General features: G+C 47.9%; 12 protein-coding genes and 1 pseudogene. 1 reads left to right on the top strand and 12 read right to left on the bottom strand.

The annotated features are described in order from the left end of the window. Window positions 1–88: 88 nt before the first annotated feature. Together icd and citZ are read right to left on the bottom strand one after the other, a co-directional pair. Entirely contained in the window at window positions 89–1,357 is a 1,269-nt protein-coding gene (gene icd / locus E4665_RS05660; RefSeq protein WP_135347822.1) for an NADP-dependent isocitrate dehydrogenase, read from the bottom strand. Window positions 1,358–1,456: 99 nt separating this feature from the next. Beyond that, complete coding sequence (citZ, locus tag E4665_RS05655) at window positions 1,457–2,572, bottom strand: citrate synthase (protein WP_135347821.1); 1,116 nt, start codon at window positions 2,570–2,572, stop codon at window positions 1,457–1,459. Between the two features lie 227 nt (window positions 2,573–2,799). Between citZ and ytvI the strand changes: the two genes are divergently transcribed. Continuing rightward, the gene (gene ytvI, locus E4665_RS05650; protein ID WP_135347820.1) at window positions 2,800–3,942 is read left to right on the top strand and encodes a sporulation integral membrane protein YtvI; all 1,143 of its coding nucleotides are present in this window, start codon (window positions 2,800–2,802) and stop codon (window positions 3,940–3,942) included. On the opposite strand, the gene E4665_RS05645 is transcribed toward ytvI, so the two are convergent. The 10 genes and pseudogenes from E4665_RS05645 to E4665_RS05600 all read right to left on the bottom strand — a co-directional run bounded on the left by E4665_RS05645 (window position 3,939) and on the right by E4665_RS05600 (window position 16,035). After that, window positions 3,939–4,364 carry an FxsA family protein gene (locus tag E4665_RS05645; RefSeq protein ID WP_135347819.1) on the bottom strand — a complete coding sequence of 142 codons (426 nt, stop codon included), beginning with the start codon at window positions 4,362–4,364 and terminating at the stop codon, window positions 3,939–3,941. The two genes, ytvI and E4665_RS05645, sit on opposite strands and share 4 nt — an antisense overlap. Continuing rightward, window positions 4,361–4,783 (bottom strand): acyl-CoA thioesterase, encoded by a 423-nt coding sequence (locus E4665_RS05640; RefSeq protein WP_135347818.1) that lies wholly within the window; start codon window positions 4,781–4,783, stop codon window positions 4,361–4,363. Before E4665_RS05640 ends, E4665_RS05645 begins: the two co-directional genes overlap by 4 nt. Before the next feature lie 157 nt (window positions 4,784–4,940). Continuing rightward, window positions 4,941–6,377 (bottom strand): annotated as a pseudogene (gene pyk / locus E4665_RS05635) (pyruvate kinase); the annotation flags it as partial. A 94-nt stretch (window positions 6,378–6,471) separates the two neighbouring features. Next, entirely contained in the window at window positions 6,472–7,431 is a 960-nt protein-coding gene (gene pfkA, locus E4665_RS05630) for a 6-phosphofructokinase (RefSeq protein ID WP_135347816.1), read from the bottom strand. A 28-nt stretch (window positions 7,432–7,459) separates the two neighbouring features. Then, the gene (locus E4665_RS05625; RefSeq protein ID WP_135347815.1) at window positions 7,460–8,467 is read right to left on the bottom strand and encodes an acetyl-CoA carboxylase carboxyltransferase subunit alpha; all 1,008 of its coding nucleotides are present in this window, start codon (window positions 8,465–8,467) and stop codon (window positions 7,460–7,462) included. Further along, the gene (accD, locus tag E4665_RS05620) at window positions 8,452–9,324 is read right to left on the bottom strand and encodes an acetyl-CoA carboxylase, carboxyltransferase subunit beta (protein WP_135347814.1); all 873 of its coding nucleotides are present in this window, start codon (window positions 9,322–9,324) and stop codon (window positions 8,452–8,454) included. The genes E4665_RS05625 and accD overlap by 16 nt, the downstream gene beginning before the upstream one ends. Window positions 9,325–9,575: 251 nt before the next feature. Next, window positions 9,576–12,974: a DNA polymerase III subunit alpha gene (gene dnaE, locus E4665_RS05615; RefSeq protein ID WP_135347813.1), complete on the bottom strand. Its 3,399-nt coding sequence runs from the start codon at window positions 12,972–12,974 to the stop codon at window positions 9,576–9,578. A gap of 38 nt (window positions 12,975–13,012) precedes the next feature. Further along, entirely contained in the window at window positions 13,013–13,945 is a 933-nt protein-coding gene (locus E4665_RS05610; protein ID WP_135347812.1) for a DHH family phosphoesterase, read from the bottom strand. Window positions 13,946–13,998: 53 nt separating this feature from the next. Next, the gene (locus E4665_RS05605) at window positions 13,999–15,318 is read right to left on the bottom strand and encodes a DRTGG domain-containing protein (protein WP_135347811.1); all 1,320 of its coding nucleotides are present in this window, start codon (window positions 15,316–15,318) and stop codon (window positions 13,999–14,001) included. Window positions 15,319–15,351: 33 nt separating this feature from the next. Beyond that, window positions 15,352–16,035 carry a metal-dependent hydrolase gene (locus tag E4665_RS05600; protein ID WP_135347810.1) on the bottom strand — a complete coding sequence of 228 codons (684 nt, stop codon included), beginning with the start codon at window positions 16,033–16,035 and terminating at the stop codon, window positions 15,352–15,354. Between the last annotated feature and the right edge of the window lie 65 nt (window positions 16,036–16,100).

The following is a 16,100-nucleotide window of genomic DNA, read 5'->3' as shown; positions in this document are numbered from 1 at the left end:
GTTGTTTTTCACTCAACAAAGGAGCAAGATCAACATTGAACTTTAACATAGCATATGATTTGAAAAGCGGGTGTGACTATAAGATTCTTTACAAATGGCTAATTAACTCATCCGCAAACTCTGAACATTTTACTTCTTTCGCTCCGTCCATGAGCCGGGCAAAATCGTAAGTTACTACTTTCGATTCGATCGTCTTTTCAATCGCCTGAGTGATGAGCTTAGCCGGTTCATACCATTTCAGGTGCTCAAACATCAGAACACCCGAAAGGATGACGGATGAAGGATTGACCTTGTCCATACCCGCGTACTTCGGAGCTGTGCCGTGAGTCGCTTCAAATATGGCAATCCCGGTTTCGTAATTAATGTTGGCACCCGGTGCGATGCCGATTCCTCCAACCTGGGCGGCCAACGCATCGGAAATATAATCTCCATCAAGATTCATTGTGGCCACCACATCATATTCAGAAGGCCGCGTCAGGATCTGCTGAAGAAAATTATCGGCGATTGCGTCCTTAACAATAATTCGCCCTTCAGATTCAGCCTCTTTCTGAGCTTCGACGGCTGCCTGTTTTCCTTTTTCTGCCGCGATCGCGTCGAATTGTTTCCATGTAAAGGTCTGGTCCGGGAATTCTTTTTCCGCGAGGTCGTAACCCCAGTTTTTAAAAGCGCCTTCTGTGAATTTCATAATATTTCCCTTGTGGACAAGAGTCACACTTTTACGGCCTTCACTAATCGCGTAACGGATCGCCGCGCGTACCAGCCTGTCTGTTCCTTCTTTCGATACTGGTTTAATACCGATCCCGGAAGTCTCAGGAAATCTAATTTTTCGGACGCCCATGTCGTTTTGCAGAAAATTTATGACTTTCTGCGCTTCCGGTGTTCCGGATTCAAACTCGATTCCTGCGTATATATCTTCAGTATTCTCACGGAAGATAACCATATCCACGCGTTCCGGATGTTTTACGGGTGAGGGAACCCCCTGAAAATACCGGACGGGCCTCAGGCATGTGAAAAGGTCCAGCTGCTGGCGGAGCGCCACATTCAGCGAACGGATTCCGCCTCCTACCGGAGTGGTCAGCGGCCCCTTGATAGCAATCACATACTTTTTGATCGCGTCAAGCGTCTCCTGAGGAAGCCACTCACCGGTCAGATCGAAAGCTTTCTGCCCGGTCAGCACCTCTTTCCATGCAATCTTCTTTTTATCGCCATAAGCCTTCTCCACCGCGGCGTTAAAAACCCTTGAGGCCGCTCTCCAAATATCAGGTCCGATTCCGTCACCTTCTATAAAAGGAATAATCGGATGATCAGGAACATGTAAAACACCGTTTTCTACTGTAATTTGTTCTCCTTGTGTCACATCGGTACCTCCCAGCATCGGACTCTCTTCCCTAATTATTATAACATTTTCATTGAAGTCCCAGGCCACTGATGTCATTTGTATCAGGCAGCCAGACGCTCAGCGCTCAGCCACAGGCAAATACGGACGAAGTCCGGGACCGTTATATTCAGCCCTGGGCCGGATCAGCCTGTTATCGCTGTATTGTTCCAGAATATGGGCAACCCATCCGGATGTCCGGCTGATCGCGAAGACAGGGGTGAACAGATCTTTTTCAATTCCCAGAGTGTGGTACAGTGTCGCCGAATAAAAATCCGTGTTTGGAAGCAGGCCCTTTCTCTCCTTGAGAAGTTCTTCAATACGCAACGACATTTCATAATAGCGCGTATCTTCCCCCATCTTCGTCAGTTCACCAGCCATTTTTTTAAGAATACGCGCACGTGGATCTCCATTTTTATAAACCCGATGACCAAAACCCATAATTTTTTTTCTGCTCGCCAGCGCGTTTTCAATATAATAGTCTACATCTTCAGGGGATTTTATTTCCTCCAGCATGTTCATGACCTGCTCGTTTGCCCCGCCATGTAGCGGCCCCTTGAGCGCACTGATTGCCGATGTCACACCGGAATAAATATCGGACAGAGTCGCCACGCAGACCCTTGCCGTAAACGTCGAAGCATTCAGTTCGTGGTCGGCGTGAAGAACAAGCGCCGTATCAAACGCTTTGGTCTCCACGTCCGTGGGAATCCGGCCTTTAAGCATATAAAGAAAATTCGCAGCAAGTCCAAGGTCCTTTTTTGGAGCAACGGGTTCAGCACCCTGCCGGATCCGAGCAAACCCCGCGACGATTGTTGCAATTTTTGCCTGAAGCCGAATCGCTTTCTCCTTATTCGACATAACGTCCATCAGGTCTGCATCGGGATCGAGAACACCCAGAGCCGATACAGCAGTCCTGAGAACAGCCATTGGATGGACTGTATGCAGCGGGTAGGCCTTAATCACTTCAAAAATCTCACTTGGAACAACCGCATTCTCGGCAAGTTTCTTCCTGAAAATACCAAGCTGATCCTCTGTGGGCAATTCGCCATTCCAAAGCAGATAAACACTCTCTTCAAAATTAGAATGTTCAGCAAGATCCTGAATGCTGTAACCACGATAAGTTAGCACGTCATTATTGATCGAACTGATAGCTGAGGTCGTTGCAACAACGCCTTCCAAACCCTTGGTCGTTGTCAAAGGAATCCCCTCCTTAAGCGAATTCTAAATTGTTAATCACTGACACTGTAAGCGCTTAATAATTACTGGCCCAAAATAGCCAGCCTTTTATTTAGATTATATCTGTTTAGGTCAATATTGTGAACAAAAAACACTTTTCTATGATTTGACCATTAAAATCAAAGTCGAGTGCCCGGACATATCTTGAATCTTTAAGCATAGCGTAAAGAATAAGGTGGGATTGGCTAATGAACGATCGCAAAGAAGGGCCACTCAGAAACTATTTGCTTATACTGTTGCGCGCCGTGATCGTTTTTGGAATGATCGTGCTACTTCTTGCTGCTCTGTACTTTGCCGTCCGAACGGCCCTTCCATTCCTGATTGCGTGCATCCTGTCCCTCTTTCTAAATCCTATTGTGTCGTTTATCGCAAAGAAAACAGGACTTTCAAGAGGCCTCGCTTCATTTCTCACTCTCTTCATTCTGTTTTCCATCGCAGTCAGCCTGCTTCTTATTATCGCCGCCGCACTGATAAGGGGCATTGCCTCATTCTCGAAGACCGTTCCCGGCCAGCTCGAATCACTGCTCGGCGACCTGCAGACTTACTTTTTTGCCCATTTGCTCCCTTCATGGGAAAAAACCGTCAACATTTTTTCCGGACTTACAAAAGAACAGCAGCACATGCTTCAGGTTAATTTCGAAGGTATGGCTGGGACATTGATTAATTTTCTGAATGACATAGCCGTCCGGCTGCTTTCAAGCCTGACACAGTTTGTTTCCTCCTTGCCTGATACACTTTTTTCAACAGTGTTTGTTTTTCTCGCTGCTTTTTTTCTTTCCAAGGACTCAGAACAAATCAAGAAAAGGCTGGCCATGCTTCCCTTTTTTTCAACGTTAAGAAGGCCTGCAAAAAAAATGTGGCAGGAACTAAAAAAAACATGTGCCGGATTTGTACGAGCTCAGATTATTCTCGTTTCATTAACGATGATACTTATCTATATTGGACTACTTGTTCTGCGGACGAAATATGCGTTTACGATCGCTTTCATCTCAGCGCTCGTCGATCTGATCCCATATCTCGGAACGGGAATTATTTTTATCCCATGGATTCTGTATCAATATTTGACTCATCACTATTTTTTGACAATCGCTCTGACGGTACTATACGCTGTATCAGTGGTCCAGCGCCAGCTTATTGAACCGAAAATACTTTCGTCGGGTATCGGGCTGGATCCTCTCGTCATATTGATTGCGCTTTACTTCGGTTTCAGATGGCTCGGTTTCGCCGGACTGGTCATTGGCCCTCTTGTCCTGATCATGATCAGGATCCTCCACCAGGTGGGCGCGTGGCGCCTCCTATGGAATTATATTATCGGAAAAAAGGCAAGCTAAATTCTTTTTCTGAAGAAAATGAACGTATCGTTTCCCTGGCTGATCCTGTTTTGGATCCAAATTATAAATTTTTTCCTCATACAGACTCTCAGTCTCGGGATCAGCAGAAGCAGACCCGCCGCGTCACTGATAAAGCCGGGAATCACGAACAGAAATCCTCCGAGAATCAGACAAAGGCCGTCCAGAAGCGGGTTTCCGGGAATCCTGCGCTCGCTGAGATCATCCCTGATTTTCTGAAGAATTGAAAAGCCTTGTTTTCGAACGGTCCAGATTCCTAAAATTGCGCTGATCAGGAGCAGCAGTAGGGTATTCAATACGCCGAACTGCCGCCCCACCCAAATAAGCAAACTGATTTCTGCAAGAACATAGATCAGGAACCAGATCCAGAATTTTCGGGACCATTCTACCCAATATCGATTCATAACAGGCCAACCTCGCCGGCGATCAGCCTGTTCAGTTCAGGATCTTTCTTTTTCAGGGAAACGGGGTGCATCCGATCATCTGTAAAGCAATGTGAGCTGACGCCATCGACGAGCAATGCGCCATCAGATTCTCTAATGACCCTATAATTGAAACTCATTTTAATACTGTCATAGCTCTGAATTGACGTTTCTACAATCACTGCGTCGTCATATTTTGCCGGTAAATGGTAGTGCGCTTCAATACCGATGACTGGCATCATCAGCCCTCTTTCCTCAATCTGGCGAAAGGAAAGTCCAGACTGCCTGATCCAATCCGTTCGGGCCACCTCGAACCAGTTCACATACTGGCTGTGATGAATGATGCCCATTTTATCTGTTTCATTATATCTTGCTACAATTCGTGTCCTGGAAGTTTCCAAAAAAAAGCACTCCGATCCTTAAAATTTAAGAGAAGGTACGATATCGCACCTTCTCTTATCATAAACCATGCTATTCATGAAGAAAAATCAAAAGATTTTTATACTGAACTCGGACAAACACCTAAAACACTTTTCAGGGATATCTGAGTGTTTAGGCTTCCGTCAGGCTTTCGCCTACACGGTGTACTCTGAGAACATTTGTCTTGCCCTTTGCGGCAACTGGGAGTCCGGCTGTGATAACAACCAAGTCTCCATTGTTGACAAGTCCTGATTTAACGCCACTGTCAACGGCAATTTCGAACATTTCATCAGTCGTTGTAGCAAGTTCTGCCAAGACCGGTGTCACACCCCATGCGAGGCACATTTTATGAGCGACACGTTCTGAATTCGTGACAGCAATGATCGGAGCCTTCGGACGATAGTGGGAAACGACGCGCGCCGTATAGCCGCTGACCGTTGACGAGATGATGGCATCCACATCAAGACTGAGTGCCGTATGCGCAACCGCTTCGCCAATTGCGGCGGTAACTGTAGCATCACTGGATTCGCTCAGTTTGCTGAGAATCGAGTGATAATCAAGCGCTGTTTCTGTTTTCGACGCAATGTTGTTCATTGTCGTAACAGCCTCAACCGGCCATTTACCAGAAGCCGTTTCGCCTGAAAGCATAATCGCGTCCGTACCGTCAAAGATGGCGTTCGCAACGTCACTGGCTTCGGCACGCGTACAGCGAGGGTTTCTGATCATGGAATCGAGCATCTGAGTTGCTGTAATAACTGTCTTGCTGACTTTATTGCACATCTTGATCAATCTCTTCTGAACGAGTGGAACATCTTCCGGCGGAATTTCAACACCCAGGTCGCCACGGGCAACCATGATGCCGTCGGAAACTTCAAGGATCTCATCGATGTTGTCTACAGCTTCCTGGCTTTCAATCTTAGGGAAGATATGGACATCTTCAGCACCGTTTTCCTTGCACAGTTTGCGGATAGCAAGAACATCCGACGCGTGGCGGACAAACGAAGCAGCAATGAAATCAATGCCTTCGCCGATTCCGAATACGATATCATTGGCATCTTTTTCTGTCATGCCCGGAAGATTAATGCTGACGTTAGGGACGATAATTCCTTTCTTGCTCTTCAGGACGCCTGTATTCATAATCTTGTTATGAATGAGTCCCTGTTCCTTGTCAATGCCTGTTACAACCAGTTCAACAAGGCCGTCATCAATCAGAATGCGCGATCCAACGCTGACATCGTTGATCAATTCTGCATAGGTGATCGAAAATTTTTCTGCTGTGCCTGCAACTTCGGTTGTCGAAATATCAACAGATTTGCCTTCTTCCAGCAGAACTTCGGGAGTCGCCATGTCATGCGTGCGGATTTCCGGTCCCTTTGTGTCAAGCAGGATACCAATCGTCTTGCCAGTGATCTTCATCGCTTCACGCAGGTTGACAACCTTCTGATGATGTTCCTCATGATCTCCGTGTGAAAAGTTGAAACGTGCAACATTCATTCCCGCATTGATCAATTTAACGAGAACTTCAACTGAATCACTTGCAGGGCCCAGTGTGCAGACAATCTTGGTTTTTCTCATCATAATACCCCCAGCTAATTTTTTGAGATTGTTCAAAATATCACAAGTACGAGCAGCCGGGTTACCGGCCTCCTTATTCTTTCCGAACTTTCTCTTATATGGATAATTCCTTTGCCAACGTATAAAGATTTTCATCAAACCCATGCTTTTTGGTTAACAGATCAAGAATGTCATGCGCAACAATTTTATTATTCTGAATGGCAATCATCTTTCCCTTGTCACCATTAAGCAGCAATTCGACAGCCTTGCTTCCCATCCGGCTTGCCAAAACACGATCAAAAGCCGTCGGAGACCCGCCCCTCTGGACATGTCCGAGCACGGTGACACGCGTGTCCATGTTCGCTTTGGATTTTATCTCCTTTGCCACATCGTAGGCGCTGCCGACTCCTTCTGCAACAACGATAATGCTATGTTTTTTGCCGCGCTCGATGCCTCGGTTCAATCGTTCAACAATAGTGTCGAGATCCTCCTTCTTCTCAGGAAGCATAATTGTTTCGGCACCATCGGCCAGACCAGACCACAAAGCCAGATCCCCGCATCCGCGGCCCATGACCTCAACGATGAACTGGCGCTCGTGGGAAGTTGCTGTATCGCGGATTTTGTCAATTGCATCGATAATCGTGTTCAGCGCCGTGTCAAAGCCCAGAGTGAAGTCTGTTTCAGGAATATCGTTATCGATCGTTCCCGGAATGCCGATGGTCGGGAACCCCAGCTGAGTCAGCTTGACACCGCCCATAAAAGACCCATCGCCGCCAATCACGACGAGGCCTTCAATGCCAAACTTTTTCAGCTGCTGGATCGCGATCGCACGGCCTTCTTCTGTTTTAAATTCTTCACAGCGTGCAGTATACAGGATTGTCCCGCCGCGCTGCACAATATCGCCGACATCTGCAACATCGAGTTTCTTAATATTGCCGGTGATCAACCCTTTGTAGCCGTGATAAATACCGTAAACTTCGACGCCACGGTAAATTCCTGAACGGACAACGGCACGAATGGCCGCGTTCATACCCGGAGCGTCTCCTCCGCTCGTCAGAACGCCAATCTTCTTCATCAAAACAGTCACCTCATTTTTGTCCCATTTATTGTTTTATTGTTGAATATGAAAAAGCTGAATGATTTGCCGCATGACCATGAATGGTGTCGAAATCGCCGATCGCCCGGTATTTAGCCAGACGCTGTTCACGCACCTGCCCCCCAGTCAGATGATCAAGTTCCGACAGGGTCTCTTCCAAAGCGTCACCGATTAGCTCCGACTGTTTTTTCGGGTCATGATGTGCACCACCCAAAACCTCCGGGATTAGTTTATCAATAATACCGAGTTTTTTCAAATCCGATCCGGTAATTTTCATTGTTTCGGCTGCTTTCTCAGCCAGGCCTGAATCCTTCCAGAGAAGCGCCGCTGCTCCTTCCGGAGAGATCACCGAATACCATGAATTTTCGAGCATCAGAATTTTATTTCCGACACCGATCGCCAGTGCGCCGCCGCTCGCCCCTTCACCGATAACCACACTGATGAGCGGGACTGTCAGCCCTGACATTTCAAAAAGGTTGCGGGCGATTGCCTCGCTTTGCCCGTGTTCTTCGGCAGTTTTCCCGGGAAAAGCTCCTTTTGTGTCGATAAACGTAATAATCGGGCGATGGAACTTGTCCGCCTGTTTCATTAAACGTAAAGCTTTCCGGTAACCTTCAGGATTCGGGCTGCCAAAATTCCTCATGATGTTCTCTTTGGTGTTGCGTCCGCGCTGTTCACCGATCACAGTCACTGGACGGCCGTGGAATTTTGCGATACCGGCGACGATTGCTGCGTCATCACCGTATAGCCGGTCACCATGACACTCAATGAAACTTTCAAAAAGAAGCGGAATGTAATCCAGCGTTGTCGGCCGCTTCAGATCCCTGGCGATCTGTACACGCTGCCAGGGGGTCAGATGGCTGTAAGTCTCCTTTTCAAGTGCTGCAAGGCGATTCTGGAGACGGCTGAGTTCATCCGACAGGTCAATATCTTTCTCATCCATGAACTGCTTCAATTCAGAGATTTTATCCTTCAGTTCATTGACGGGCTTTTCAAACTCTAATTCCGGTCCCAACCGGCAGCACCTCCCTGGTCATGTATCGACAATACCTTTGAAAGAACCTGTCTCAGCTCGCTTCGCGGCACTACCTGATCCAGCTGTCCGTGCTTCAGAAGAAACTCGGCAGTTTGAAAGTCTTCCGGCAGTTTCTCGCCAATCGTCTGTTCAATAATTCTTCGCCCGGCAAAGCCGATCAGCGCCCCAGGTTCAGCAAAATTAAAGTCTCCAAGTGAAGCAAAACTTGCTGAGACGCCGCCTGTCGTCGGATGGGTCATCACCGAGATGTAAAGGCCGCCGTTTTCACTGAATGTCTTCAGAGCAGCGCTCGTTTTGGCCATCTGCATCAGGCTGAGCATACCTTCCTGCATACGCGCTCCTCCCGATGCGGAGAAAATGATCACCGGGAGTCCTTCCTTGTCCGCATACTCAATCATACGTGTGATTTTTTCGCCCACGACGGAACCCATGCTGCCCATGCGGAATCCTTTATCCATAATGGCAACTGCAGTAGCCAGCCCTTCGATCTTGCCCCTGCCCGTCATAACCGCTTCGTTCAGTTTGGTTTTAAGCCTGTCTTTTTCAAGCTTGTTCATATAGTTTGGAAACTGAAGCGGATTTTTCGATATCATGTCTTTATCAAATTCTTCAAAAGTACCGTCATCGAAAATCATTTCCGCACGGTCAAAGGCCCCTAGGGGATAATGATAGTCGCATGACTGGCAGACATACAGGTGCTTCTTCAGTTCTTTGACGTACATGATTTTCTTGCACTTCGGGCATTTCATAACAATACCTTCGGGAACATCCTGTCTGGCACGCACCGAAGGGACCGTCGCATATTTTTTCTTTTTAACAAAAAAATCCTTTATCAAGTATATCACCCTCTATCTTGTTCAAAGCAAAAACCCGGGCATCATGATCAACAATTCATCTTTTAGTCACTGTTTATTCATTGAATCGTCGATTGTTTTCTGCGCACTTCGCCTATTTTCGCAACAATCAATCGATGACTGCAAGAGCGCATTATGAACCAGGGGAGCTTTTTAATCGCGGTCTCACTCTATCCGGCTGCATATCGAAAAGCTTCCAAACTTCATTATTATAACAGAGGGATCCGCAAATATTAAGAAAAAATCCTGCCGGGCCTGACTGTCACGTTTTCAGATCCGAGAAGTTTCCGTATATCCTCTAAAAATCCTTGATTCAATGAAACTGCAAAATCCGGTGCGAGCGCAAGTGTTTTCCCGTTCTGTTCATAGTGCAGAACAACCCTGTGGGTCCCTGAAAATTTCCGGATGACTGTTTTTAGTCGTGCCAGCACTTCTGGATGATGGTGTGCTTTGTCAATTTTTACAAACAGAACCGCGTTCTTTTTCTGAAAGTAGTCGTTTAATGGTTCCGCCCGTTCAATATTAAGCTGATTGCCCCGGCCGCTTTTTTTTTCTGACAGTCGCGCCTCAACCACTAATAACCGATCATTCTGGAGGAGATCACGGCTTTTATCAAACTGTGCCGGGAAGCAGACGGCCTCTGCCGATCCGGACTCATCACTCAGTGAAAGAAAAGCCATCGATTGACCTGATTTTGTCCTGATATTTTTTGATTCTTCAACCAGTACGGCCAGAAACACCGATTGAGCCTGATGAGACAAATTTATCTGATTCATCTGAGCAATCGTCAAAAAGCCAGGTGGAAAATTTTTTCTGAATCTCTCTAACGGATGTGAGGACAGATACATGCCCAGTGCTTCCCGTTCGTAATGAAGTTTCTCCCTGGAAGTCAGTGGGGGGACATCCGTATAGTCCTCTGCGTCGCTTTCAGGCAACCGGAATGTCTCCTGGCCGGCAATATTTTTCTGCTCCTCTTCTCCGGAACGGATGGCCTGATCCAGTGAAGCCAGCAAAATCGCCCGGTCTGCGCCTAATTCATCCATTGCTCCGGAAAAGATGATCGATTCAATAGCTTTTCGGTTTACCCGGCGCAGTGACACACGCCGACAAAAATCAAAGAGGCTGCGATACGCACCTGCCTTTGCACGTTCATTAACAATCTCATTAATCGCGCCCCCACCCAGGTTTTTAATAGCGATGAGACCAAAACGTATCCCCTGCCCCTCGGGCTCAAAAGTCAATTCACTCCGATTGACTGACGGGGGAAACAGTGCCATTCCTGTTCTGCGGATTTCCTGCACGGACGCATTCACCTTTTCGGCATTACCGGACACACTTGAAAGATGGCAGGCCATAAAGGCCTGGGGATAGTGGGCTTTCAAATAAGCCAGGCGATAGGAGACAAAACCGTAGGCGACAGCATGTGACCGGTTAAATCCGTAATTCGCAAACCGGACAATCAAATCAAAAATCCTTTCCGCGGTTTCCAGGCTGTAGTGATGATTCAGGCTCCCGCTGAGAAAATCTTTTTTCTGGTCCTCCAGCATTCCCAGCTTCTTCTTTGAAACCGCGCGACGCAGAATATCAGCCTGACCCAGTGAATATCCGGCCATTTTCACTGCAATCTGCATGATCTGTTCCTGATAGACAATCACACCGAAAGTCGGCGCGAGAATCTCTTCAAGATCAGAATGAGGATAGACGACCGGATCATCGCCGTGTTTCCGTTTGATGTAAAGATCGATAAACTGAGCCGGACCCGGGCGATACAGAGAAAGAACGGCAACGATGTCCTCGAAGTCGGTCGGTTTCAGTTTCCGCAAAACCTGGCGCATTCCATCCGATTCAAGCTGAAAAATGCCGGTTGTGTCACCCTTTCCCAGCATCTGAAAAGTTGCGGGATCATCCGCCGGAATCGCTTCTGCAGTTAATTCTTTCCCGATGATTCCGGAAACTCTGCGGATCACTTCTCTGAGAAAAGTGAGATTGCGGAGGCCGAGAAAATCAATTTTGAGCAATCCCAGCGATTCCAGGACTTCCATCGGATACTGAGTAACGAAAATACCATCATGTCCTTCCTGAACCGGGACAATGTCCGTCAACGAGCTGTCGCTGAATATAACACCCGCGGCATGTATGGAAGAATGCCGGGGCAGGCCTTCGATCTGTTTCGCGAGAGTGAAAAGGGCAGCCGCCTCACTGGACTCACGAAGCATCGCTCGCAGTTTTGGCGATTCTTTTACAGCCTTCTCAAGCGTCATCTTGGGAAATGATGGAATCAGCCGTGCCATTCTGTCGGCAAGACGCGGATCTGAATCGAGAGCGCGGCCGACATCGCGGATCGCCGCTTTAGCGGCAAGCGTCCCGAAGGTAATGATCTGGGCAACATGGTCTTTCCCATATTTTCTGCAAGCATAAATAATCATTTTATCTCTGTCCACGTCAGGAAAATCCATATCAATATCCGGCATTGTAACACGTTCCGGATTCAGAAAGCGTTCAAAAAGCAAATGGTATTTCAGTGGGTCTACCTCTGTAATATCCAATATGTATGCGACAAGCGATCCAGCTGCAGAACCCCTGCCCGGACCTGGTGTAAAGCCTGAATTTTTGGCATGACGGATCAGATCGCTGACAATCAGAAAATAATCATTAAACCCCATCTGGTTGATAATTGCCAATTCTTTCTCCAGACGCATCCGGATTTGTTCCGTAACCCCTGAATACTTCCGGCGTAGCCCGAGCTCACATTGATCCCTCAGCACTTGTTCCGATGTGCTTCCCTCGGGCACGGGAAAAGCCGGAAGCCTCATTCGTCCAAATGAAAAATCAACGTGACAGCGGGCAGCAATTTGTCCGCTGGCTTCAACGGCTTCGGGCATATCGGAGAACCTGCGGCTCATTTCTTCTGTGGATTTGAAATCATTGTCGGATGTTTCAACTGTCCATTCGTCTCCGAGTTTCGTGCCCTTATCAATGCACCTCAGGCAGGAATATGCTCGGGCGTCACTGCCGTCCAGATAACGAATCCCGTTTGTTGCAACTAGCGGGACTGACAATGTCCGACTCAATGCAATTTTTGCCTGCTCCGCCTGACTCCCTCTGACTGATCCCCGTCGCTGACATTCGAGATAAAATCGATTAGGAAAAATAGTGCTTAATTTTTTTATAAAGAGTTCTGCCTGTTCTACTTTCCCCCTGGAAAGAAGAAGATCGACAGTGCCTGCCTCGCCGCCGGATAAAACGATCAGGCCTTCCGCATAACCGGCAAGAGCGCTCAATCCGACCCGCTTGTCCTTCCGACATTGAACAAGTGACGCAAGCTTGACAAGGTGCACATATCCGGTCCGGTTTTCCGCAAGCACGATCAGAATCCCGGGCTCCTGCCCGCTTCGTTCTGAGTTTTCGTCACCCAAACCGGGATCAATGGACAGTTCCAGTCCGATTACCGGATGAATGCCGGCTTTTTTACATGCGTTGTAGAATGGAATCACGCCATACAGGACATTTTTATCCGTGAGAGCCAGTGCCGTCTGCCCAATACTTGCGGCCCGTTCAACGAGACTGCCGATTCGGCAAGTGCTGCCCAGAAGGCTGTATTCACTGTGAACATGCAAATGCGCAAAAGGCATGCCGCGCGCTCCTCTCTATCGGTTTTTTCAAGATAGCTTTATGTTCGGCTGCACAAAACTTTCAAATCAGCGATCAGCCCGTCTGCTTCGTCCCAGCTATACACTGTCGCACCGGATGCCAGAGGATGGCCGCCTCCATGATAGCGAGCGGCAAGCTGATTGATCTCCGGACCTTTTGACCGTATCCGCGCGCGTATCAGCCCCTCTTCTTCTGAAAAAAGAACCCATGCTTTTAATCCTTCGGTCGTTGAAAAGCAATTAACCAGTGTCGATGCATCAGACGATTGCAGATGGAAGGAATGGATCAGATCAAGTGGAAGTTTTATAAATCCGACACCTTCATCTGTCAGTGTGAAATGCTGCAGCACATACCCGTTCAAACGGACTACTGCAAGTTTTCTCTGGTAAAGCGTATCGAAGAATTTTTGTCGGTCAAACGGCTTTTTCATTAATTCGGCGGCTGAGAGAAAAGTTTCTTCCGTCACGTTGCTGAACTGGAACCGTCCTGTATCCCCGACAATACCGGCAAAAAGCAGTCTCGCTGCCTGTCCGGTCAGAACAAGCTCGGGATGATTTCTATAGATGGAAGTAATCATTTCGCTTGTTGAACTGGCACTCGTTTCAACCCATTGAGGCTCCCCGTAAGAGTCGACAAGCGGATGGTGGTCAATTTTAATGATACGTGCTCCGCAGGAATAACGGCTATCGGATACTCGTTCTTGGTTTGCCGTATCACAGACGATCACCAACGCGCCTGCATACGCAGAATCAGCGATCTCGTCCATTCGCACGAGAAACCGCAGATCCTCTGTTTCTTCGCCGACAATATAAACCCGTTTTCCGGGAAAATTGTCCCTGATCAAGGAAGCCAGCCCCCCCTGGGATCCAAGTGCATCCGGGTCGGGTCTGACATGGCGGTGAATAATAATAGTCTCATAACGGCGAATTTCTTCAAGAATCTGATCGATCAATCGATGCTCCCCCAAGCAATAAAATTTTTTCTGAACCAGGATTTCCCGATCAACTAAAATCGGTCAATGAACTGAACCGTGAGCAAAGCTTTTCCGCAAAGCTGACCGTCAACATATAGTTCAATATCCAGCTTCGCATTACGCCGTGTCTTTTCCAGAACCTTGGGCAGCACAGTCACAGTCTGCTCGATCTGCACGGGTTTAAAAAAATAGAAAGAAAGATTGTCTGCGACCAGATCCCCTTTTTTCAGATGACTCAGAACACGTCTGCCGGCCGCGATGATCATTGAGGTCATGATCCCGTATGACAGAAATCCAAGATAATCCGTCATCTGGGGCGTCACTGAAAAACGGAAGGCATCGTTCTCATCTTCAGACAGATCCTCCAGGCTTGCGGAAACAAGATCTTCAATAGTCTCACCCATCTGAGGCTGCTGCTGAATCATCTGCAGGGCTTTCAAAACATCGCGTCGGGTGATAATTCCGAGCAAGTGTGTCTGAACGTCGACAACGGGAAGACATTCAATCCCCTCCCAGATCATGCGATGCGCGGCGGCCGCAACAGATGTCGTCGGGCTGACGGTCAGAGGATCCGGGGTCATTACTTCAGAAATAAATTCAGCCTCGGGATGGGCCATGACATCCTGCATCGCGACAATCCCGGTCACCTTCATTTTTTTATCAACAACGGGAAACCTGCTGTGCGATGTCGTCCGATTCAGTTCAATCCACCTAGCCGGTGAATCTTCACCCAGGAGAAAATGCGTCCTGGAAAGCGGAATCAATATATCTGAAACGTGCACAATCTCCTTCTTGATCAGCTGATCGTAAATCGCACGGTTTATTTTTGCGGCCACTGTAAAGGTATCATAGGACGTCGATATAACGGGCAGCTGCAGTTTGTCGGCCAGTGCGCGAATTTCATCGCCGGTTTCAAACCCCCCCGTAATCAATACAGCCGCGCCCTCGTTCAACGCGTAGCGGTGCACTATTCCTCTGTTTCCCGCAATCATCAGATCATTAGGACCAATATACCTTTTCATTGCGTCGATTTCCATGGCCCCAATGACAAAATGATTCAATGTTTTCGACAGGCCGTTTTTCCCACCCAGAACCTGGCCGTCCACAATTTTGACAACCGAATCAAAGGTCAGTTTTTCTATATTTTGTCTCTGCTTTTTTTCGATTCGAATGGTCCCTACGCGCTCGACCGTGCTGACAAAGCCCTGCACTTCCGCATCTTTAATCGCGCGGTAAGCTGTTCCCTCACTGACATTCAGACTTTTCGCTGTCTGCCGGACTGATATCCGGCTCCCGGTCTCCAGGCTCCGTATATATTTCATGATCTGGTCGTGTTTCGTTTCCGTCGCCACTTCATTCACCCATCTTTCCAGCGCATGACTGTTTCAAAGCTTCAGGGTCTGCCCGGGGTCAAGGACAATCCCGCTTCCGCTCAACTTGTCCGCAAATTTCGCCGCATCCTGGCGGATAACCGGAAATGTATTGTAATGAATGGGGACCACTTTAACGGCATTGATCCATTCCGCCGCGATAAGTGCTTCATCAGGTCCCATAGTAAAATTATCGCCGATCGGCAGGAACGCAAGATCGATGTTATTCTGCCCGCCGATCAGTTTCATATCTGAAAACAGAGCCGTATCCCCCGCATGGTAAATCGTTTTGCCCTCAAGATAAAGAAGCAGTCCCGCAGGCATGCCTGTATAAATAATTTGCCGGGTATCCGATTCTGTAACGCTGGAACCGTGGAATGCCTGTGTCAGTTTCACTCTCCCGAAAGGAAATTGATAGGAACCTCCGATGGACATGCCATGCGTTTTAAGTCCCTTCCAGCTGAAATAGGTGGCAAGCTCCGCAACTGCGACAATAAGTGAACCGTCACGCTCCGCGATGGACTGCACGTCCAGAGTATGGTCGCCATGCCCGTGCGTCAGCAAAATGGCATCAATTTTCGGCAGATCATGAATCGTTGTCTTAGCCAGGCTGTTACCTGAAATGAATGGATCAACCAGCAGATTTGAGTCTTTGGTCTGAATAAGTACGGTTGAATGGCCGATATAAGTGATCAGCATGTAGTTTACCCCCTATCCGATTTGACAAACCACGGCAATCTGAATGGATTCATTGCGTGAAAATG

The sequence above is a fragment of the Sporolactobacillus shoreae genome (genome assembly GCF_004684935.1).
In the GTDB taxonomy this organism is placed as follows: domain Bacteria; phylum Bacillota; class Bacilli; order Bacillales; family Sporolactobacillaceae; genus Sporolactobacillus; species Sporolactobacillus shoreae.
This window is presented reverse-complemented; position numbering and strand designations above follow the sequence as displayed.